This is a genomic window from Blastococcus sp. OS1-29, from assembly GCF_057628075.1.
Map to the genome: position 1 here is coordinate 894529 of NZ_JBXXJK010000001.1, position 20289 is coordinate 914817.

Below are 20289 nucleotides of genomic sequence, written 5' to 3' on the forward strand. Positions count from 1 at the left end.
GGTCACGTGGGGCGCACGGTCGGGGCGGCTCGGTGGGACCACGGGAGACCGGTCCACGGGGCGGTCGCGCAGGAGCCCGTGTGCGGTCAGCGATGCACAACTGCACTGTGGCCCCCTGGCTGCCACCCCGAATGTTGGAACGGATCACGCGGCAGGTCGCTCAGTGGCGACGAGGTTCGGTGGATACCGCGAGCCTGGCTGGCGAAACCGGACCGAACGAGTTCTCAGGAAACTGACAGTCGGACAGGACGAACGGTCACTCGGCTCGATTCCGGCGCCGGCCGACGGGCCCGGAGTTCCGGATCTACTCGTCCTCTTTCCACAGCACGACCAGCTCGCAGTGGTGGGCCCGCAGGTCGTCGGCCACCGCGGCCAGCTCGCAGAGCTGCTCCTCGTCGGGAGGACCCGCGTTGACCTCGACGACCACGCGCGCGTGCCCGGCCCGGCGCAACTGGTGGACGGTGCCGGCCAGCAGGTCGACGGCGACCGGGGTCAGTGGGCCGTTCGTGCGCACCCGGCCGTCGGTCCAGTCGACCACCTCGGTGAACGGCGGGGCGCTCATCGGGCCCGCCACCGCTGCGATCCGGGCGACAGGGTCATCCCGTGCCCCGGCGCGGTGCCGGGGACCATGGCCCCGTCGACCACCGGTGGCACGCCGTCGGCCAGCAGGGGCTCCAGCCGCGCATGGTCGGCGAACCACTCGACGTGGCGCAGCCGCGGCACCGACGCCGCGACCGGCGCGTGCAGGGCGGGCGCGCAGTGCCCCGATACCTCGAGGCCGGCGGCTTCGGCCAGGGCGGCGCAGCGCAGCCAGCCGGTGTAGCCCCCGCACCGGGTGGCGTCGAGCTGCAGGCAGTCCACGCCGGGTATGAGCCGGGCCGCGTCCCGGACGTCGGAGACGTACTCGCCGGCGGCGACGTCGCACCGCAGCACCCCACGCAGCAGTTGCAGGGCGGGGACGTCGTCGCTGCTGACCGGCTCCTCGAACCAGACCACGCCCAGCTCGTCGAGCACCGCCCCGACCCGGCGGGCCTGGCCGGGGGTGTAGCCGCCGTTGGCGTCGACCATGGGCTCGGCGCCGTTCCCGGCCAGCTCGCGCAACCGGCGAACCCGCTCGAGGTCGCGCTCGATCCGGCTGCCCCACGACTCGCCGATCTTGATCTTCATGGCCGTGCAGCCGGCGGCCCGCCATCCCTCGACCTGCTCGGTGAGCTGCGCGTCGTCGAAGGTGGTGAACCCGCCCGAGCCGTACACCGGCACGCGGTCGCGGAGCCGGCCGAACAGGTCGGCCAGCGGGCGCTCCAGCAGGCGGCCCTTGAGGTCCCAGAGCGCGATGTCGACGGCCGAAAGTGCCTGCGCGAACAGTCCGCGCGTGCCGAGGTTGCGGCCGGCCCGGTGCATCGCTCGCCACGCGCCCGGCACGTCGGAGGGCTCACGTCCACGCACCGCCGCGGCGAGTTCCCCGTCGATCAGCGTCGCCGCGGCGGGGGAGCTGTACGTCCAGCCGAGCCCCGTCCGCCCGCCCGCCTCCACCTCGACGGTGACCGCCGTCGTCGCGTCCCAGGCGAACGTGCCGTCGGCCTCCGGGGTGGGGGTGGGGAAGCGGAAGACGCCCGAGCGGACGGCGGTGATCGGCGTGCTCATGGCGCCGCCTCGTGGGCCAGGCCCGATCGAGCCCCGGCGACCATCCGGTCGGCGGCGCGGGCGGCCAGCGCCATGATCGTGAGGGCCGGGTTCGCCGACCCCTGCGTCGGCAGGGTGCTGCCGTCGACCACGAACAGACCGGCCACGCCGAACACCCGGTGGTCGGCGTCGACGACGCCGTCCTCGGGCCGCGCGGCCAGGCGCGCTCCGCCGACCAGGTGGGCGTACCGCTCGATCGTGATGACCTCGCGGGCTCCGGCGGCACGGAGGATGTCCTCCATCGACTGCCGGGCCGCCTTCAGCAGCTGCTTGTCGTTGTCGCACTGGCTGTAGGAGAAGTGGGCGACGGGCAGGCCGTGCCGGTCCTTCTCGTCGGCGAGGGTGACCCGGTTGCCCGCCTGCGGCAGGAACTCGCACAGGGCGCCGAGCGACGCCCAGTGCACGTAGTCGCGCATGTACTCGCGCAGCACCGCCCCCCAGTGCCCCTGGGCGACCACGTGCTCGGCCCAGGTGATGGGCAGCGGACTCACGGTCTGGATCGACCACCCGCGCTTGTACGGCTTGGCCGGATCGGTCTCGTAGAACTGCTCGCTGCTCACCTCCGGAGGCGGCGCCTTGTACATGCGCACCTCCTCGTCGAAGCGGCCCGCCGTCTGCGGCGCGCCCTGGACCATGAGGTAGCGGCCCACCTGGTCGTGCTCGTTGCCCAATCCCTCGGGGAACCGCGGCGTCGCCGACAGCAGCAACAGCCGCGGGGTCTCGATGCTGTAGCCGCAGACCGCGACGGCCCGCGCGCGCTGGCGGTACTCCCGGCCGCGGTGCAGGTAGGTCACGCCGGTGACCCGGCCGGCGTCGTCCACCAGCACCCGGCTGACGTGGCTGTCCGGCCGGATCTCCGCGCCGTGCGCGAGCGCGTCGGGGACGTGCGTGATCAGCGGGCTGGCCTTGGCGTTGACCTTGCAGCCCTGCAGGCAGAAGCCGCGGTAGATGCAGTGCGGCCGGTTGCCGAAGCGGCCGTTCGCGATGGCCACGGGGCCGACGCGCGCCTCGATCCCGGCGGCGTGGGCACCGCGCAGGAAGATGTCGCCGTTGCCGCCCACCGGGTGCGGCGAGTACGGGTAGCGGTGCGGGTCGCCCCAGGGCCAGTCCTCGCCGGCGACCGGGAGCTCGGCCTCGATCGCCTCGTAGTACGGCCGCAGGTGGGCGTAGGAGATCGGCCAGTCCGCGCCCACGCCGTCCGCGCTCCGCGTCCGGAAGTCCGACGGGTGGAACCGGGGGGTGTAGCCGGCGTAGTGAACCATCGAGCCGCCCACGCCGCGGCCGGAGTTGTTGCTGCCGAGCGGCACCGGGTCCTCGCCGCCGATCTGCCGCGGTTCGGTCCAGTAGAGGCCGTGCGAGCCGCGCTCGTCGCTGACCCAGTCACGGTCGGGGTCCCAGAACGGGCCGGCGTCCAGGCAGACCACGCACCACCCCGCGCGGGCCAGCCGCTGCGTCAGCACGGCCCCGCCCGCGCCCGCGCCGACCACCACCAGGTCGACCTCGTCGTCGAGGTCGTGTCGCCGCATGTCCTGCCGCAGCCGGTGGTTGGTGCGGGAACCGTCGTTGGGCAGCAGCCACGCCGACTCGTTGCGCGCGCGTACCGCGGCCTCTCCCTTCACCGGGACTCCCGCTGCAGCAGTTGGGCGTGCTCGGCGCGCGCCTGCTCGATCCGCCGGCCGGCGGTCACCGGATCGGCGGGCTCGGTGTCCTTCTGCTCCCACTTCTCGCGGGCGTCGACGCCGAGGCCGAGGTAGCCGCGGGGATAGGCGGGACCCGGGAAGCCGATCTCGTTCCACGCCCACGGGTGGGAGTAGAAGGCGGTGCACGCGTACCGGGTCCAGAGGCTCCACACATGACCCGGATGGAAGCCGTGCCAGTCGTCGTCGGCCTCCTGCACCGCCTGCACCAGCGCCGCCTGCGCGTCGGAGCCCAGTTCAGCGAAGCCGCGGTCGAACCGGTCGCGCGCGTCCTCGTCCAGGCAGGCCAGGGTGCGCCGCCAGGCGTCGCCGTCCTCGGGCATCGTGTCGTAGTGCCAGCCGTCGGTCTCCCGGAGCGCCAGCCGCTCGTCGATCAGCTCGAGCACGGGCACCCGGGGGTCGCCGTCCTGGGCGAGCAGCAGATCCAGCAGGGGAGCGGCGATCGCCACCTCCTGCACGGTGAAGAACGACAGCCCCGTGGGGTGGCTCAGCCGGGTCAGGACGGCACCGGCGGTGACGTCGTCCCAGCGGTCGACCTGGGCGAGGACGTCGAACCCGGGAAACCGGCCGCGGTTCTGCGGGGTGATCGCACGGGAGTCGGGGCTGCGGTAGGGCATCAGCGCTCCCCCTCGCGGCGCAGGACCGAGGCCAGCAGGCCCATGCCGCCGACCAGGGAGGCCAGCAGGGGCGCGAAGACCGGGGGACCGGACTCCATGTTGTAGAGCGTCCAGCCGCCGGGCCGCTGGGCGATGCCGCGCCAGTGCAGGTAGGTGCCCTGGATGCCGTTGGCGACGATGGCCGCGCTGGCGAGCGGCAGCACGGTCTTCGCGGCGCGGCGGGAGAAGACCGCGGCCACGCCGGCGGGGATGGCCGCCGGGACGACCGCGACCGGCCACCACATCATCCGGTTGCCGAAGCTGGCCTTGTCGTGAGAGAGGTAGATCTCGCCCGCGGTGACCGCGGCGCCGGCCGCGGTCAGGGCGGACAGGGTGCGCTCGAACCGGCCGGTGCGCAGGTCCCGGCGGGCGGTGGAGAGCAGGCTCATCTCAGTCGCCGTCCTTCGTGCCGGGCAGGTACTGCTGCACCTTCTGCTTGATGCCCTGCTTGATGAATCCGGCGGAGTCCTCGTCGCCGTGCAGGACGGCCGATGCGGTCGCCTTCACCTGCTCGAACGTCGCGTGCGGCGGGATGGGCGGCACGTCGGGGTCGCACCGGATGTCCAGCACGGTCGGCCGGTCGGCCGACAGCGCGGCGTCCCAGGCCGGTCCGACGCCGTCCGCGGTGTCGACGTTGATGCCCTGCAGGCCGAGGGAGCGGGCGAACGCGGCGTAGTCGACGTCCGGCAGCGTCTGGGACTCGGCGAACTTGGGCGAGCCCTCCATGGCCCGCATCTCCCAGGTGACCTGGTTGAGGTCGTCGTTGTGCAGGACGGCGACGATCAGCCGCGGGTCGCTCCACTGCGCGTGGTACTTCGCGGCGGTGATGAGTTCGGCGAGACCGTTCATCTGCATCGCGCCGTCGCCCACGAGCGCGATCGACGGCCGGTCGGGATGCGCCCACTTCGCGCCGATGGCGTACGGGACACCGGGCCCCATCGTCGCGAGGTTCCCGGAGAGCGTTCCCCGGACGTCGCCGTGGAACTTCAGGTGCCGGGCGTACCAGTTGGCCGAGCTCCCCGAGTCGCTGGAGACCATCGCGTTCGCCGGCAGCCGCTGCGAGAGCTCGGAGAAGATCCGCATCGGGTTGACCGGGTCGGCGCCGGTCATGGCCCGCCGCTCCGCGGTCTGCCACCAGTCGGCCACGTCGGACTCGACCTTCTCCCGCCAGTTCCGGTCGGCCTTGCGCTCCAGCAGCGGGATCAGCGCCCGCAGCGTGGCCCCCGCTTCGCCGACCAGGTTGATCTCGTACGGGTAGCGCATGCCGATCCAGGCCGCCGACCGGTCGATCTGCACCGCCCGGGCCTGGTCCAGCGCCGGGTAGAACTGCGTGTACGGGAAGTTGGACCCGACGGTGAGCAGCGTGTCGCAGCCCTTCATCATCTTGTCGCTGGCCGTGGTGCCGAGCAGGCCGATCGACCCGGTGACCCAGGGCAGGGTGTCGGGCAGCACGTCCTTGCCCAGCAGCGCCTTCGCCGCGCCGGCACCGAGCAGGTCGGCCACCTCGGTCAGCTCGGCCGCGCAGCCGCGGGCGCCCTGGCCGACCAGCAGGGCGACCTTCTCCCCGGCGTTGAGCAGGTCAGCGGCGGCCCGCAGCGCGGCCGGGTCGGGCGTGACCGTCGCGGGTGCGAAGCCGACGCTCGACGGCACCTCCTTGAAGGCGTGCCCCGGGGGCGTGTACTCCAGCTCGAGCACGTCGGAGGGGAAGATGAGGCAGGTCGGGGCCTGCTGGCTGACCGCGATCCGGATGGCCCGGTCGACCAGGTTGGGCAGCTGCGCCGGGACCGTGCACATCTGCACATAGTCGCTGCACACGTCCTTGAACAGGCTCAGCAGGTCGACCTCCTGCTGGTAGGAGCCGCCCATCGCCGAGCGCGCGGTCTGGCCGACGATGGCCACGACCGGCACGTGGTCGAGCTTGGCGTCGTAGAGCCCGTTGAGCAGGTGGATGGCGCCCGGCCCGCTGGTCGCTGCGCAGACGCCGAACGTGTCGCCGAACTTCGCGAAGCCGACGGCCTCGAAGGCGGCCATCTCCTCGTGGCGGGCCTGGACGAACTGGGGGTCGTCGTCGGCACGCCCCCACGCGGCGAGCAGGCCGTTGATGCCGTCGCCGGGGAAGCCGAACACCTGGCGGACGCCCCAGTCGCGGAGTCGGGCGAGGAGGAAGTCGGCAACGGTCTGGCTCATCGTGGGATCTCCGATCCGGTTGTCCCGTGATAGTTGGTGGATAGCGACTGTCGGTCGGTGACGGGGGTCATTCGTCGTCCCCCGGGTGCCCCTGGTGCGAGACGGGGCTGCCGCTGAGGTGCCGGGCCGTGTTGACCAGCCCGACGTGGCTGAACGCCTGCGGGGTGTTGCCGACCTGGCGCTTGGCGTGGACGTCGTACTCCTCGCTGAGCAGCCCCAGGTCGTTGCGCAGCCCCAGCAGGCGCTCGAACAACCCCTCCGCCTCCTGCGTGCGGCCGAGCCCCGCGTAGGCATCGGCCAGCCAGAAGGTGCAGGCGAGGAAGGCGCCCTCCTGGCCGGCCAGACCGTCGACGCCGCCGTCGGCGTCGGGGCGGTAGCGCAGCAGGAAGCCGTCCTCGTCCAGTTCCCGCGCGACGGCGTCGATCGTGCCGGCCACGCGCGGGTCCTCCCACGGCAGGAACCCGACCCGGGGGATGAGCAGCAGCGCGGCGTCCAGGCCCCGGGATCCGTAGAACTGGGTGAAGGTGTTCCGGTCCGCGTCGTAGCCCTTGGCGCAGACGTCGTCGTGGATCTCCTGGCGCAGCCGGCGCCAGCTGTCCACCGGGCCGGCCAGCCCGAACCGCTCGACCGCCTGCACCGCGCGGTCGACCCCCGCCCAGGCCATGACCTTCGAGTGCACGAACGGGCGCTTCGGGCCGCGGACCTCCCACAGGCTGTTGTCCGGCCGTTCCCACGCGCCCTCGAGGAACTCCATCAACGACTCCTGCAGCCGCCACGCGTCCGGTGTCGAGTGCAGCCCCGCCTGTCGCGACAGGTGCAGACCGTCGAGCACCTCGCCCCACACGTCGAGCTGGAACTGCTCGGCGGCCGCGTTGCCCACGCGCACGGGCGAGGAGTTCTCGTAGCCGGACAGCCAGTCCATCTCGTACTCGGGGATCCGCCGGGAGCCGTCGAGGGCGTACATGATCCGCAGGTCGGCCGGGTCGCCGGCGACGGCCCGCAGCAGCCAGTCGCGCCAGGCGCGGGCCTCCCGGACGTAGCCGGTGCCGAGCAGGGCCTGCAGGGTGAAGCTCGCATCCCGCAGCCAGGAGTACCGGTAGTCCCAGTTGCGCGCGCCGCCCAGCTGCTCGGGCAGGGACGTGGTGGCCGCCGCGACGATGCCGCCGGTGCGGTCGTCGGTCAGCGCCTTGAGCGTGAGCACCGACCGGTGCACGGCCTCGGGCCACCGTCCGCGGTACCGGCAGTGGTCCATCCAGTCGGCCCAGAAGTCGGTGGTCTGCTGCAGCGCGTCCTCGGCCTCGACGACGCGGGGACGCCGGCCGAACGACGCCGCGTGCGTGAGCACGAACGGCACCCGGTCGCCCGCGGAGACCTCGAACGTCGCCTCGATCCGCTGGTGGTCGTGCTCCACGGGCGCATGCGTGCTGAACCAGACGGCGTCCGGGCCGGCGACGGCGGCGAGATCGCCGTCCTCCTGTCGCACCCACGGGACCACGTGCCCGTAGTCGAACCGGAGGACCAGTTCCGAGCGCATCCGGACGCGCCCCGAGACCCCCTCCACGAGCCGGATCACGTCGAGGGCCTCGCCGCGCGGTGGCATCAGGTCGACGACCCGCACCGTGCCGTCGGCGGTGTCCCACACGCTCTCGAGCACCAGGGAGTCGCCTCGGTAGTGCCGGCGGGTGCACGGGCCGCCCGACGCCGGCGCGAGCAGCCAGCGGCCCGCGCTGTCGTCGTCGAGCAGCGCGGCGAAGCAGGCGGGGGAGTCGAAGCGCGGCAGGCAGAGCCAGTCGATCGACCCGTCCCGGCCGACCAGTGCGGCCGTCTGCAGGTCACCGATCAGCCCGTAGTCCTCGATCCTGCCGACCATCGATCCTCCTGTCCGTGCACGCGGGTGGGGTGTGTCAGTCGCCGAGCGTCAGCACGACCTTCACGTCGTCGCCGGCCGGGCGCAGGGCCTCGGCGAAGTCCTCCAGCGGTACCCGGCGGGTGATCAGCCGGCCCAGCCACCCGGCGTCCGCCGCGGCGAGCGACCGGGCGGCCGCCGCGTAGTGCCGCAGGTTGGCGTTGACCGACCCGAGGATCGCGTCGTTCTGGAGCACGATCTCGCGGTTGAGCGCGCCCGCGTCGAGCTGGATCCGTCGGCCGGTGGCGGAGACGCCGGTCAGGCAGGTGATCCCGTAGCCCGCCGTGCCGGCCATCGCGGCCGTGACGAGCGGGGCGGCTCCGGTGGCCTCGACGACGACGTCCGGGCGGCCGGCGCTGACCGCGTCGTCGTACCCGTCGCAGTGGTAGGTGGCCCCGAGGTCGGCGACGAGCTCGGGCTTCCGGCCCTCGCGCACCTGGTCGAGGACGTGCACCTCGAGTCCGCGCTGGACGCCGAGCAGCGCCGCGAGGAGCCCGATCGGTCCGGCGCCGGTGACCAGCACCCGCTCGGGGGCGAACCACGACCGGTTGCCGACGCGCTCGATCTGGTCCCAGGCCTTGGCCACGACGCTCGTCGGCTCCAGGAGTACGCCGACGTCGGCCAGCGCCGGGTCCAGCCGGACGGCGAAGTCGCTCTCGACGCTCCACAGATGGGCGGCGTAGCCGTCGATCGCCTTGATGCCCCGCTCGGTGTACTGCCCGTTGCGGCACATGTCGAAGTCGCCGTGGGCGCAGGCCCCGCACGGCACGGGGTCCGGGCGCCGGACGACGCCGACGACCAGGTCGCCCGCCGAGAAGCCCGACCCCTCGGGTGCCGTGCGCACCCGCCCGAGCGACTCGTGACCGAGGACCAGCCGATCCCGGCCGGGGGGCGCCCAGCCGTACTCGCCGGCGGCGATCTCCCGGTCGGTGCCGCAGATGCCGAGGGCCAGTCCCTCGACGAGCAGCTCGCCGGGGCCGGGTTCGGGGTCCGGCACGTCGGCGACCCGTGCCGAGCCGGCCTGGCCGGGCGTGACGGTCAGTGCGCGCATGCGGGTCGTCCTCCTCGTCGTCGTCCGTCGTGCAGGCTGGTCAGCGGGTTCCCGGTCGGAGCTCCCAGGTCGCCGTGTGCGTCTCCCCCGGATCCAGGGTGAGCAGGCCGTCGCCGGTGCGGAACGCGTTGGGTGCGGCGGTCATCGGCTCCACGCCGAGGCCCCGCCGTCGGCGCGAGGGGTCGGGCAGGGTGTCGCCGGTGAAGAGCTCGACGTAGCGGTACGAGGAGTCCAGCCAGAGGCGCACCGCCCGTCCGGCGGGGGAGCGGACCGACACCTCGCAGCCGCCGTCGTCGTCGGGGATCAGGTCGGTGAAGGCGTTGTCGATCACGCGATCGCCCAGCGGGCTGGGATCGCGCAGGTCGAACCGGGTGCCCTCGACGGGCTCCGTGCCGGTGGGGATGCCGCGGTCGTCGGTGGGGAGGTAGCGGCCCGCAGGTAGCTGGACGGTCAGATCGTCGATGCGCGCCGTCCCGAGGGACAGGTACGGGTGGGCCCCCGTGGCGTACGGGCACGGCCTCGCTCCGATGTTGGTGGCTCGCGTCTCGACGCACAGGCCGCCGGCGTGCAGCCGGTACCGGATCTGGCACCGCATCGGGAACGGGAAGCCCGGGCTGGCGTGCAGGGTGGCCTGCATCGTGATGCTGTGCCCGTTCCCGCCCGCCAGATGCCATTCCGACCAGCGCGTCAGCCCGTGGATCGCGTTGCGCGCGTCGGGCTCGGTGAGCGGAAGCTGGTACGTCTCGCCGTCGAACTCGTAGCGGCCGTCGGCGATGCGGTTGGGCCAGGGGATGAACGTCTGGCCCCGCGCGCCGGTGCACATCTGGTCGATGCCGTAGCCGTCGAGCAACTCGACACCGTCGACCCCGTAGCTCCGCAGCCCCCCGCCGACCTCGGTGACCACGGCCGTGGCAGTACCGAGTTGCAGGGTGAACTGCTTGCCCGACGGCGGCGCGGCCGTTGTCATGCTTCCTCCCTACCCACGTGCAACACTTGCTATACGGCAAGGGTAGGTCGAATTCCGGCCGGCCGCGGGTCGATGCCGGGGCTGCGTGGGCAGGGCGGAGAGGAGCGCGGGGTGGCGACGGTGCCGGAGGACGACGTTCTGCTGGCCCTCGCGCGGATGGTGATGGACGCCTCGGTGCGCGCCTCGGAGGACGGCGGTGGCGTCTCCCCGGTGCAGCTGCGGGCCCTGACCGCCCTCCGGCAGAAGGGTGAGGCGAATCTCGCCCAGCTGGCCGAGGACATCGGCATCACCGTCTCCACGGCCAGCCGGCTGGTCGACCGGCTGGTCGGCGCCGAGTGGGTGCACCGCGCTCAGTCGGAGGCCAATCGGCGCGAGATCAGCCTGACCCTCACCGATGACGGCAAGCGGCTGCTGCGCCGCTTCGACCGGCGGCGCGTGGTGCTGCTGAAGGAGTGCCTGGAGCGTGTCCCCGCGGAGCGCCGGGACGCCGTCGTGCGGGCGATCTCCGAACTGACGCACGCGACCACGGCCGCCGGTCGAGCCCACGACGCGTGACCCTGGGCCGGTTCGGCAAAAGGGTCCTGCGCTGCGGCCCGCGGCGGTACCGTCCGCTGGTCCGACGGGAGAGGGGCCGATGAGCGAAGCGGGAGCCCCCACGGCTGAGCTGGCCGCCCTCGACCAGGCGATCGCCGCGCTGGAGGGTCAGCGCGCCGTCCTCGGTGACCTCGTCGTCGAGACCGCGCTGGCGCCGCTGATCGAGAAGCGGGACCGGCTGCTCGCCGCCTCGGTGGGGGAGCAGCTCAAGCTCGTCACGGTCCTGTTCGCCGACCTCGTCGACTCCACCCCGCTGGCCCAGCGGCTCGACCCGGAGGACCTGCAGCAGGTCATGAGCCGCTACTTCGCGGCGGTGCGGTCCGCCGTCGAGGCCGAGGGCGGGGTCGTCGAGAAGTTCATCGGCGACGCCGCGATGGCGGTCTTCGGCCTCTACCGGTCCAAGGAGGACGACGCCACCCGCGCGGTCCGGGCCGCGCTGGCGATGCTCGCTGCCCTGGAGGAACTGAACGTGCAGTTCGGCGCCTCGCTCGGGGTGCACCTGCAGATGCGGGTCGGCGTCGACACCGGCGAGATGGTCGTCACCGGCATGGCGGAGCGGGAGTCCGGCGAGTTCCTCGTCGTCGGCGAGACGGCCAACCGCGCGGCCCGGCTGCAGACCGCCGCCGGCCCGGGCACCGTGCTGCTCTCGGCCGACACGACCCGGCAGGTGGCCGGCGAGTTCGGGCTGCGCCGGGTGCCCGGGCTGAAGCTGAAGGGCATCGACGGCCCGGTCGACGCCTACGTGGTGGTCGCCGGCGACCGCGAGGGCTACTGGCCGGAGACCCGCGGCGTCGAGGGCGTGGTCACCCGCACCATCGGCCGCGAGCAGCACCTGCGCCAGCTCCAGGACGCCTACGCGGCGGTGGTCAGCGAGCACAACCGGCGGATCGTCACCGTGCTGGGCGAGGCAGGCGTCGGCAAGTCACGGCTCGTGCACGACATCGACACCTGGCTGGCCCGCATCCCCAGCAACGTCTGGGTGCTGCGCGGACGTGCGTCGCCGTCCACCGAGAACGTGCCCAACGCGCTGCTGCGCAGCGTCTTCGCCGAGCGCCTCGGCATCCGGGCCACGGACGCGCCCGAGCGGGTGCGCCAGAAATGGCGCGAGGGCTGGGCCCAGTTGCTCGGCTCCGCCGAGGCGCGCGACGGCGCTCCGGAGACCGTCGCCACGTGGCTCGGGTTCGCCGTCGGCGAGGAGGGCCGTACCGCCGTCGCGACGACCGACCCCGAGTCGCTGCGGCGGCGCGGCAGTGCGCTGGTGCTCAAACTGCTGGACCGGCTGGCCGAGCGGGCCCCGGTCGTCGTGCTGCTGGAGGATCTGCACTGGGCCGACTCCGCCAGCATGGACTCCCTGGAGGCGCTCGCGCAGGCGCCGCCCGGCGGCCCGCTGCTCGTGCTCGCCACCGCTCGCCCGACCCTGCTCGAGCAGCGACCGAGCTGGGGCAAGGGGCCGGGGCACAGTCGGGTGCAGCTCGATCCGTTGTCGGACGACGACGCCCGCAACCTGGTCGCCGAGATCCTGCAGCGCGCCGACGACGTGCCGCCGTCCCTGGTCGACCTCGTCGTGCGCACCGCCGACGGCAACCCGTACTACGTCGAGGAACTGGTCAAGTGGCTGGTCGAGGAGGGCGTGGTCGACACCTCCGCCGACCGCTGGCAGGTGGCCGCCCGCGCCGTCCGGTCCGTCCGGGTGCCGACGACGCTCCGCGGCCTCCTGCAGGCCCGGCTGGACTCCCTCGAGGTGGCCGAGCGCGCGGTGATCGGCGGCGCCGCCGTCGTCGGCCGCGTGTTCTGGGACCAGGCGGTGGCCCGGCTCGCGACGTCGCTCGCCGAGCCGGTGCGTGACGTCGCGCTGGACACCCTGGCCGCCCGTGAGGTCGTCTTCCCGCGACCGCACTCCACGTTCTCCGGCAGCCGCGAGTTCTCCTTCCGGCACGCCCTGATGCGCGACGTCGCCTACGAGGGGGTGCTGCGGTCGGTGCGGCGGAGGCACCACGCGGTGGCTGCGCAGTGGCTCGAGGAGGCGGTCGCGAAGAGCGGACGCCCCGACGAGCACGCCGCCGCGGTCGCGCACCACCACGAGGAGGCGGGGCACCCGGCCGCGGCCGCCCGCTGGTACCTGCGCGCCGGCCAGCACGCGGCCAGCACGTTCTCCGGGGAGGACGCCCTGCGGCTGCTCACCCGCGCGCGGACGCTGGTGCCCACCGGCGAGCGCGACCTGTGGTGCGACGTGCTGCTGGCCGAGGAGTCGGTGCTCGACCGGATGGGCCGGCGCGAGGAGCAGCGGGCCACGCTGGACGAGCTCGGCGCCGAGGACGCCCTCGATCCCGCCCGCACGGCGCAGGTGCGGCTCGCCGAGGGACGCTGGCTGTTCTTCCGCGGCGATTACCCGGCCGTCCCCCCGGTCGCCGAGGAGGCGGCCGAGCTGGCGCGCCGGGCCAACCGGGACGACCTGGAGTCCGACGCACTCATGCAGGGCGGCCGCAGCCTCGCCTACGTCAACGAGCACGACCCGGCGCGCGACCTGCTCAACCGGTCGCTGGCCATCGCCCGCAGGATCGGGGACCACCGGCGGGCCGGGGAGCTGCTGCGCCTGCTCGCCGTCGTCGCCACCAACCGGGGCGCCACGGAGGAGGGCATGCGGCTGCTCGACGCCGCCCGGGCGGAGCACCGGCAGATCAACGACCGCGAGGGCGAGGCCATGGTCGTCGGCCAACTCGGTGCGCTGCTGATGAACTGGGGCCGCCTGGAGGAGGCGCGGGTCGCGTCGGAGGAGGCGCTGGAGGTGTTCCAGGCCACCGGTCATCGCTACCGCGAGGGCGTCATGCTCACCAACCTCGCCCGGATCGCGATGGAGCAGGGCCGGCTGGACGACGCCCTCGACGGCGGCCGCCGGGCGCTGCACCTGACCGAGGAGATCGACGACGCCGAGGGCGTGGTCGCCTCGCTGCAGAGCCTCGGCGACGGGCACCGGCTCGCCGGTGACCACCAGGCCGCGCGGGAGTACCTCGAACGCGGGCTCGAGGAGAGCCGCAAGCACCAGCTGCCGTACTTCACCGCCCACCTGCTCGCGTCCATGGCCGCCGTCGACCTCGCCGACGGCCGCGTCGACGAGGCCGTCGCCCACGCCACCGAGGCGCAGGAAGCGGCCGCGACGGACGACGTCCCGCACGCCCGGGCCCGCGCGGATCTGCTCGCCGGCATGGTCCGCCAGGACGTCGGCGACCCCGCCGCGGTGGAGCTGCTGCGGGCCGTCGCGAAGCAGCACGCAGAGCTCGGGATCGAGGCCGACTGGCTGGAGAGCCTCTCGGTGCTCGCGCTCGCGCTGCAGGACGCCGGGGACCTGCCCGCCGCGCTGGAGGTGGTCGAGGTGATCCTCCCGGCCCTCGACCGCGCGGCCGCCCCGGGCGTCGTCCAGCCCGGCCGGGTGCTGGCCGACGTCCACCGGGTGCTCGCGGACGCCGGCGACCCCCGGGCGGCCGACATCGCCCAGCGGGCCGCGGACTTCCTCCGCGTGCAGGCCGGGCAGATCCGCGACGACCGGCTGCGCGCCTCGTTCCTGGCTGCGCCGGTGAACCAGCGGCTCGCCGCGATCGCGAGCCCGACAACCAGGCGGTAATCCCTCCACGCAGCGGCCGGTCGTGGCTACTCTCCGCCTCAAGCAACCGGAGCGTCCCCGGACGCCGCGCAGACGGGGGGCCCATGGACGTCGTCCCGCGGCCGGTGCGCACCGCCACGGCACCGCCGACGATCGCCTCGCTGTGGGCCGACGTGAGCGGTCGGGACCTCTCCGAGCAGGACCTCGACTGGCCGCCGGACCTCTTCGCCCTCGCCGGCACCGTGCTCAGCCACACCCACGCCTACCGGTTCGCGGTGTCGCCGCCGGCGGGGCAGCACTGGCCCCCGCGCCGCTTCGCCGGCTGGAACGACGTCGTCACGACGACCGCCGAGCAGTGGTGCACCTGGGCGGAGGAGCGGGCCGGGCCACCGCCGGACCTGGTCGGCGACACCTGGGCGGTGCTGCTCGACGCGGCGGACACCGGACTGGACGCCATCGCGGACGGCAGTGCGTGGGAGGTCTGCGAGGCCCTGTTCATCCTGCTGGCCCTGGGCGACGAGGCGTGCGCGGGCGTCGCCGCCACCCTCGACCCGGAGCGCGCGGCCGGGTTCCGCTTCCGCGGCCGGGCCGGGGAGCTGCTCGCCCGCACCGGGTCGCTGTCCGCGGTCCCCACCTACCGGCTGCGGGTGCTGCCGAAGGGCCGCACCCCGCCCGGCGGCATCAGCTTCCGGTCGCTGTCGCGCTACGTCTGCCTGCGGGGCGCCGCGGTCGACGTCGCCTGGCACAAGGCGCCCGCGCGGCGCGCGGGCACCGGCCAGCAGCACGCCAACGTGTTACTGCTCCCGTGGCCGCTGCGGGTGCGGCAGCGGGACTTCCGTCCGTTGCAGGGCACCGTGCACCGCGCCGAGAACGAGCCGTACGGCACCTTCGCGTTCGACCCGGCCGAGCCCTTCGACCTCGACCTGGTGGAGCGGGTGCTCATCGCGGCGCTCGACGAGGTCGACGGCGTGGACGCGGTGATCCTGCCGGAGAGCAGCGTGCCGGTCGACGACGTGCAGCCGCTGCAGGCGCTGCTCTCGCGGTACGGCGTGGGCATGCTCATGGCCGGCGTCCGCGAGCCGGCGCCGGCCGACGGACGGCCGCCCGGCAACTGGGTGCACCTCGGCGTGCACGTCGGCGGCTGCTGGGCGCACTACCGGCAGAACAAGCACCACCGCTGGTTCCTCGACGAGAGCCAGATCAACCAGTACCACCTGGCCGGCGCGCTGCACCCGTCGGTGCGCTGGTGGGAGGCGATGGAAGTGCCGCGCCGGTCGCTCCAGTTCGTCGAGCTCAGCGAGGGCCTCACCGTGGTCGCCGTCGTCTGCGAGGACCTCGCCCGCCTCGACGAGGTGGCCGAGCTGCTCCGGGACGTCGGCCCCTCGCTGGTCGTCACGATCCTGCTCGACGGGCCGCAGCTGGCCTCCCGCTGGACCGCCCGCTATGCCAGCGTCCTCGCCGACGACCCCGGCACGGCGGTGCTGACGCTCACCGCGTCGGGCATGGTGCAGCGCAGCCGCCCGATCGGCATGCCGCCGTCCTCGGTGGTCGCCATGTGGAAGGACCCCACCCGCGGCCTGCGCGAGATCTCGCTGGACCCGGGCTCGGACGGCGTCGTCATGAGCGTCGCGCACACCCGTGCCCGTCGGCGCTGCGCCGACGGGCGGACGCCGGTGGACAACGCCACCGGCCTGGTGGTCGCCGGCGTGCACCAGGTGACCGCGGTGCCCGGTGACCCCCAGCGGGCGCCCGGGCCCCGTGGCGTCACCGGCGTCGCGCTCGGTGCCGCGGAGCTCACCATCGTCACCGCCTGGGCCGACGCGGTCGCCGAGGCGATGGAGCACGCTCCCGAGCGGGTGGCCGACGTCCTCGCCGACGCCCGGCCGGGGGCGCCGTGGCGCCGCGACCTCGACCTGCCCGAGCCGTCGGCGCCGCTGGCGACCGCGCTCACCGCCGTCTGCGACGCCGTCGCCGCCGCGGGGGGCGCCGACGACGCCGTCCTCGCCGTGCTGGGGGACGCGCCGCCCGTGGGCGACGCACCCGTCGCCCTGGGGACGTCGGTGCTGCGGACGGCGCTGGAGTCGCGGCGAGACCAGCGGGCCGTGCGCTCGCCCAGGCGATGAGCCGCCCGAGAGCTGGAGGAGACCGATGAGCCGACCGGTGCTGATGGCGGTGGACGACGACGCCCCGGTGCTCGCCGCCGTCGAACGCGACCTGCGCGACCGCTACGCCGAGCACTACCAGGTGATCACCGCGTCCTCCGGCGACCAGGCGCTCGACCTGCTGCGCCGGCTGCGGCTGCGCGAGGACACCGTGGCCCTGCTGCTGGTCGACCAGCGGATGCCCGGGATGAGCGGCACCGAGCTGCTCGCCGCGTCGCGCGAGTTCTACCCGGACGCGAAGCGGGTGCTGCTGACCGCCTACGCCGACACCGACGCCGCCATCCGCGCGATCAACGACGCCGATGTCCACCACTACCTGCTCAAGCCGTGGGACCCGCCCGACGAGCGGCTCTACCCGGTGCTCGACGACCTGCTCGAGACCTGGCGGCGGCCCGCTCCGGCGGCGAACCTGCGCGTGGTCGGCGACCGGTGGTCGCCGAGCAGTCATGCCCTGCGCGAGTTCCTCGCCCGCAACCTCGTGCCCTACCGGTGGCTGGACCTGGAGGCCGACCCGCAGGCCCGGCTGCTGCTGGACGCCGCCCAGGCCGACGCGGGCACGCTGCCCGTGCTGGTCACCGACGACGGCGAGGTGCTGGTCGACCCCGACCTGACCACGGTCGCCCAGCGGATCGGCCTGCAGGTGCGCGCCGAGCGGCAGGCCTACGACCTGGTCGTCGCGGGCGCCGGCCCGGCCGGGTTGGCGGCCGGTGTCTACGGCGCCTCGGAAGGGCTGTCCACGCTGGTGCTGGAGTGCAACGCGCCGGGCGGGCAGGCCGGCACGACCAGCCGGATCGAGAACTACCTCGGCTTCCCGACCGGGCTCTCCGGCGCCGACCTCACGCTGCGGGCCCGCGAGCAGGCCATCCGGTTCGGCGCGGAGATCCTGGTGCCCGCCGAGGTGGCGGGGCTCCGCCGCGAGGACCCGTACACCGTGATCCGGCTGGCCGACGGCACCGAGATCAGCGCCTCGACACTGCTCATCGCGTCCGGGGTCAACTACCGGACGCTCGACGTGCCGGGCGCCGCCGCGCTCACCGGCATGGGCGTCTACTACGGCGCCGGCCGGGCCGAGGGCGTCGACCACGCCGGCGGCCGGGTCTTCGTCGTCGGGGGCGGCAACTCGGCCGGGCAGGCGGCCATCTTCATGTCGCAGTTCGCCGCGTCGGTGACGCTGCTGATCCGCGGCTCGGAGATGGCCAGCACGATGTCGCGCTACCTCATCGACCGGATCGAGGCCTCGGAGAAGATCTCCGTCGAGTACCGGACGGAGGTCGCCGGCGCGCTGGGGGAGCGGCGCCTGGAGGGACTGCGGCTGCGGTCGAACGGCACCGACGAGCAGGAGGTGGCCGCCGACGCGTTGTTCGTGTTCGTCGGGCAGGCCCCGCGCACCAGCTGGCTGGAGGGCGTCGTCCGCCGGGACGACCGCGGGTTCGTGCTCACCGGCGGCGACCTCGGCATCCCGCCGCCGGACTGGCCGCTGGCCGTGCCCCCGCTGCCGCTGGAGACGTCCGTGCCGGGGGTGTTCGCCGCCGGCGACGTCCGGCACGGCTCGGTGAAGCGCATCGCGTCCGCCGTGGGGGAGGGCGCGATGGCGGTGCGCTTCGCCCACGAGCGGCTGGCCGGTCGGTGACGGCGACGCCCGAACTCGATCTCGCGGTCGCCCTGCGCGGGTCGCGGCTGTTCGCCGAACTGCCGCCCGCCGACGTCGCCGCGCTCGCCGCCACCAGCCGCACCGTGGAGCTGGCGCCGGGCGAGGTGCTGATGAGCGAGGGCTCGCCGCCGGATGCGATGTACGTCGTCACCGACGGCGAACTGGAGATCACCCGGCACTCCACCGGCGCCGAGCTGCTGCTCAACGTCTGCGGCCCTGGGGACCTGATCGGCGAGCTGGGCGTGGCGCACGGACGGCCGCGCTCGGCGACGGTGCGGGCGCGCGGCCCCGCGCGGGTGCAGCGGATCGGGGCCGAGGCGCTGGACACCCTGCTCGCCCATCCGACCGCGGCCCGGGCCCTGCTGACCGCGACCACGCGGCGGCTGGACCGCGAGGAGGGCCTGCTCCGCCAGCACGAGCGGATGGCGGCGCTCGGCAACCTCGCCGCCGGGCTGCTGCACGAGGTGAACAACCCCGCCGCGGCCGTGCAGCGTGGGGCCGCCCGCCTGCGCACGCTGCTCGCCGACGCGAACGGTCCGGTCAACGAGCTGCAGCGGCTGGTGGGGCACGCGACGGTGCCCGGCGACCCGCTCGCGCAGGCCGACGCCGAGGCGGCGGTCGCCGGGGCGCTGGGCGCGGCGGGCGTCGACGGCGGGTGGAGTGCGGCGGCCGACCTGGTGCGCCTCGGCGTCGACCCGGGGGACCTGACCGGCGCGCTGGCCGACCTTCCGGCCGAGCGTCGCGGCGCGGCGGTGCGGGAGCTGGTCCGCGCGGAGGAGATCCGCGCGGTCCTGGAGGAGGTGTCGGCGGGCGCGGACTATCTCTCGAAGATCGTCTCCGGGGTGCGGCCGCTGGCCTACGCCGCCGACCAGTCGCTCACCGAGGTCGACGTCCACGCCGGGTTGGAGCAGGCACTCGTGCTGGTGCGGCACAAGGTGCCCCCCGGCGTCCGGATCGTCCGCGACTTCGATCCGCGGCCCCAGGTGGTCGAGGGCTGGGCCGCGGACCTGGCGATGGTGTGGACGAACCTGCTCGACAACGCCCTGGCCGCCGTGGGGGGCGAGGGCGAGGTCGTCGTGCGCACCCGCGGCGAGCCGGACACCGTCGTGGTCGACGTCGAGAACACCGGGCCCACCGTGCCGCCCGAGGTGCTGGCGCGGGTGTTCGACGCGTTCTACACGACCAAGCCGATCGGGCAGGGCACCGGACTGGGGCTCGCGACGTCGCTGGCGGTGGTCGCCCAGCGGCACAAGGGCTCGCTGACGCTCACCTCCGCCGACGGGGTCACCCGAGCTCGCGTCGTCCTGCCCCGGCACCGCTGATCAGGCGCCCGGCGGTGCGGCGAGGCCGCGCACGTCCAGGCCCCCGTCGCAGGCGATGACGACGCCGGTCGTCGCGGCGGCGTTCGCGCGCGAGGCCAGCTGCACGTAGTGGCCGGTGTAGTCCGCCGGGCGCGGCAGGAAGGCCAGCGGCGCCGCGCCGACGGCGATCTGGTCCAGGCCGGGCAGCGAGGCCGGCGTGCGGTTCTCCTGCCCGAGCGCCCGGGGTCCCCGGATGTCGGTGGCCATGAAGCCCGGCGCGACCCCGTTGACCCGGACGGCGGGGGCGAGCTCGTAGGCGAGCTGGCGGACCAGCCCCACGACGGCGTGCTTCGAGGCGGTGTAGACGACGCCGCCGATTCCCGCGTGGGTCGACGACATCGACGCGGTCATCAGCAGGCAGCCGCGGTGCTCGGCGAGAGCGGGTGCCGCGGCCTTGGCGCCGAGCAGACAGGCCTTCACGTTGACGGCGAACAGCTCGTCGAACGCCCGCTCGAGGGCCTCGACCGGGGTGTCGAGCAGCCCGGCGCCGTAGTCGAACATGCCGGCGTTGGCGACGAAGGTGTCGAGCCGGCCGAACCGGGACAGCGCCTCGTCGACCGCGCGGGCGTTGCCGTCGGCCGTGGTGATGTCGGCGACGACCCCGGCGGCGGCCTTTCCGTGCTCGGCCTCCACCTCGGCGACCCGGTCGGGGTCCCGGTCCACGGCGACCACGCGGGCGCCCTCGCTGACGAAGCGGTCGACCAGCGCGCGGCCCAGCCCCGATCCCGCTCCGGTCACGATCGCCACGTCGTCCTCGAGCCAGCCCATCTGTCCTC

At 74.2% G+C, this 20289-nt stretch carries 15 protein-coding genes; 5 read left to right on the forward strand and 10 right to left on the reverse strand.

Going from position 1 to position 20289, the window contains the following annotated elements; all coding sequences use genetic code 11:
- Window positions 1-304: 304 nt before the first annotated feature.
- The 9 genes from AC2H4J_RS04450 to AC2H4J_RS04490 form a co-directional block, all read right to left on the reverse strand.
- Window positions 305-562, reverse strand: coding sequence for a hypothetical protein (locus AC2H4J_RS04450; RefSeq protein ID WP_487463615.1), 258 nt, complete (start codon window positions 560-562; stop codon window positions 305-307).
- Window positions 559-1644 carry an enolase C-terminal domain-like protein gene (locus AC2H4J_RS04455; protein ID WP_487463616.1) on the reverse strand — a complete coding sequence of 362 codons (1086 nt, stop codon included), beginning with the start codon at window positions 1642-1644 and terminating at the stop codon, window positions 559-561. Before AC2H4J_RS04455 ends, AC2H4J_RS04450 begins: the two co-directional genes overlap by 4 nt.
- Complete coding sequence (locus AC2H4J_RS04460) at window positions 1641-3302, reverse strand: GMC family oxidoreductase (protein WP_487463617.1); 1662 nt, start codon at window positions 3300-3302, stop codon at window positions 1641-1643. The genes AC2H4J_RS04455 and AC2H4J_RS04460 overlap by 4 nt, the downstream gene beginning before the upstream one ends.
- The gene (locus tag AC2H4J_RS04465) at window positions 3299-3997 is read right to left on the reverse strand and encodes a gluconate 2-dehydrogenase subunit 3 family protein (RefSeq protein WP_487463618.1); all 699 of its coding nucleotides are present in this window, start codon (window positions 3995-3997) and stop codon (window positions 3299-3301) included. The genes AC2H4J_RS04460 and AC2H4J_RS04465 overlap by 4 nt, the downstream gene beginning before the upstream one ends.
- On the reverse strand, window positions 3997-4425 hold the full coding sequence (locus AC2H4J_RS04470; protein ID WP_487463619.1) for a hypothetical protein: 429 nt from the start codon (window positions 4423-4425) through the stop codon (window positions 3997-3999). The genes AC2H4J_RS04465 and AC2H4J_RS04470 overlap by 1 nt, the downstream gene beginning before the upstream one ends.
- Window position 4426: 1 nt before the next feature.
- Window positions 4427-6223: a thiamine pyrophosphate-requiring protein gene (locus AC2H4J_RS04475; protein WP_487463620.1), complete on the reverse strand. Its 1797-nt coding sequence runs from the start codon at window positions 6221-6223 to the stop codon at window positions 4427-4429.
- A 67-nt stretch (window positions 6224-6290) separates the two neighbouring features.
- Window positions 6291-8093 (reverse strand): glycoside hydrolase family 15 protein, encoded by a 1803-nt coding sequence (locus AC2H4J_RS04480; protein ID WP_487463621.1) that lies wholly within the window; start codon window positions 8091-8093, stop codon window positions 6291-6293.
- Between the two features lie 34 nt (window positions 8094-8127).
- Window positions 8128-9180, reverse strand: coding sequence for a glucose 1-dehydrogenase (locus AC2H4J_RS04485; RefSeq protein ID WP_487463622.1), 1053 nt, complete (start codon window positions 9178-9180; stop codon window positions 8128-8130).
- 40 nt (window positions 9181-9220) lie between these two features.
- Window positions 9221-10147 carry an aldose 1-epimerase family protein gene (locus AC2H4J_RS04490; protein ID WP_487463623.1) on the reverse strand — a complete coding sequence of 309 codons (927 nt, stop codon included), beginning with the start codon at window positions 10145-10147 and terminating at the stop codon, window positions 9221-9223.
- A 111-nt stretch (window positions 10148-10258) separates the two neighbouring features.
- Between AC2H4J_RS04490 and AC2H4J_RS04495 the strand changes: the two genes are divergently transcribed.
- From AC2H4J_RS04495 to AC2H4J_RS04515, 5 genes are all read left to right on the forward strand, one after another.
- A complete protein-coding gene (locus AC2H4J_RS04495; RefSeq protein WP_487463624.1) occupies window positions 10259-10702 on the forward strand; it encodes a MarR family winged helix-turn-helix transcriptional regulator in 444 nt (147 codons plus the stop codon).
- A gap of 79 nt (window positions 10703-10781) precedes the next feature.
- Complete coding sequence (locus AC2H4J_RS04500) at window positions 10782-14360, forward strand: ATP-binding protein (protein WP_487463625.1); 3579 nt, start codon at window positions 10782-10784, stop codon at window positions 14358-14360.
- Window positions 14361-14443: 83 nt separating this feature from the next.
- Window positions 14444-16462, forward strand: a complete 2019-nt coding sequence (locus tag AC2H4J_RS04505) for a hypothetical protein (RefSeq protein ID WP_487463626.1) — start codon at window positions 14444-14446, stop codon at window positions 16460-16462.
- A gap of 25 nt (window positions 16463-16487) precedes the next feature.
- Window positions 16488-18131: an FAD-dependent oxidoreductase gene (locus AC2H4J_RS04510; protein ID WP_487463627.1), complete on the forward strand. Its 1644-nt coding sequence runs from the start codon at window positions 16488-16490 to the stop codon at window positions 18129-18131.
- The gene (locus AC2H4J_RS04515) at window positions 18128-19474 is read left to right on the forward strand and encodes a sensor histidine kinase (protein WP_487463628.1); all 1347 of its coding nucleotides are present in this window, start codon (window positions 18128-18130) and stop codon (window positions 19472-19474) included. The genes AC2H4J_RS04510 and AC2H4J_RS04515 overlap by 4 nt, the downstream gene beginning before the upstream one ends.
- Here the strand turns inward: AC2H4J_RS04515 and hcaB are convergent, their stop codons facing one another.
- Window positions 19475-20281, reverse strand: coding sequence for a 3-(cis-5,6-dihydroxycyclohexa-1,3-dien-1-yl)propanoate dehydrogenase (gene hcaB, locus AC2H4J_RS04520; protein ID WP_487463629.1), 807 nt, complete (start codon window positions 20279-20281; stop codon window positions 19475-19477). It abuts the gene before it with no gap.
- Window positions 20282-20289 lie beyond the last annotated feature (8 nt).

Coding starts and splice junctions, on each gene's coding strand:
- AC2H4J_RS04455 (WP_487463616.1), bottom strand. CDS start 1,644: ATGAGCACGCCGATCACCGCCGTCCGCTCGGGCGTCTTCCGCTTCCCC.
- AC2H4J_RS04470 (WP_487463619.1), bottom strand. CDS start 4,425: ATGAGCCTGCTCTCCACCGCCCGCCGGGACCTGCGCACCGGCCGGTTC.
- hcaB (WP_487463629.1), bottom strand. CDS start 20,281: ATGGGCTGGCTCGAGGACGACGTGGCGATCGTGACCGGAGCGGGATCG.
- AC2H4J_RS04450 (WP_487463615.1), bottom strand. CDS start 562: ATGAGCGCCCCGCCGTTCACCGAGGTGGTCGACTGGACCGACGGCCGG.
- AC2H4J_RS04490 (WP_487463623.1), bottom strand. CDS start 10,147: ATGACAACGGCCGCGCCGCCGTCGGGCAAGCAGTTCACCCTGCAACTC.
- AC2H4J_RS04475 (WP_487463620.1), bottom strand. CDS start 6,223: ATGAGCCAGACCGTTGCCGACTTCCTCCTCGCCCGACTCCGCGACTGG.
- AC2H4J_RS04480 (WP_487463621.1), bottom strand. CDS start 8,093: ATGGTCGGCAGGATCGAGGACTACGGGCTGATCGGTGACCTGCAGACG.
- AC2H4J_RS04465 (WP_487463618.1), bottom strand. CDS start 3,997: ATGCCCTACCGCAGCCCCGACTCCCGTGCGATCACCCCGCAGAACCGC.
- AC2H4J_RS04510 (WP_487463627.1), top strand. CDS start 16,488: ATGAGCCGACCGGTGCTGATGGCGGTGGACGACGACGCCCCGGTGCTC.
- AC2H4J_RS04500 (WP_487463625.1), top strand. CDS start 10,782: ATGAGCGAAGCGGGAGCCCCCACGGCTGAGCTGGCCGCCCTCGACCAG.
- AC2H4J_RS04485 (WP_487463622.1), bottom strand. CDS start 9,180: ATGCGCGCACTGACCGTCACGCCCGGCCAGGCCGGCTCGGCACGGGTC.
- AC2H4J_RS04505 (WP_487463626.1), top strand. CDS start 14,444: ATGGACGTCGTCCCGCGGCCGGTGCGCACCGCCACGGCACCGCCGACG.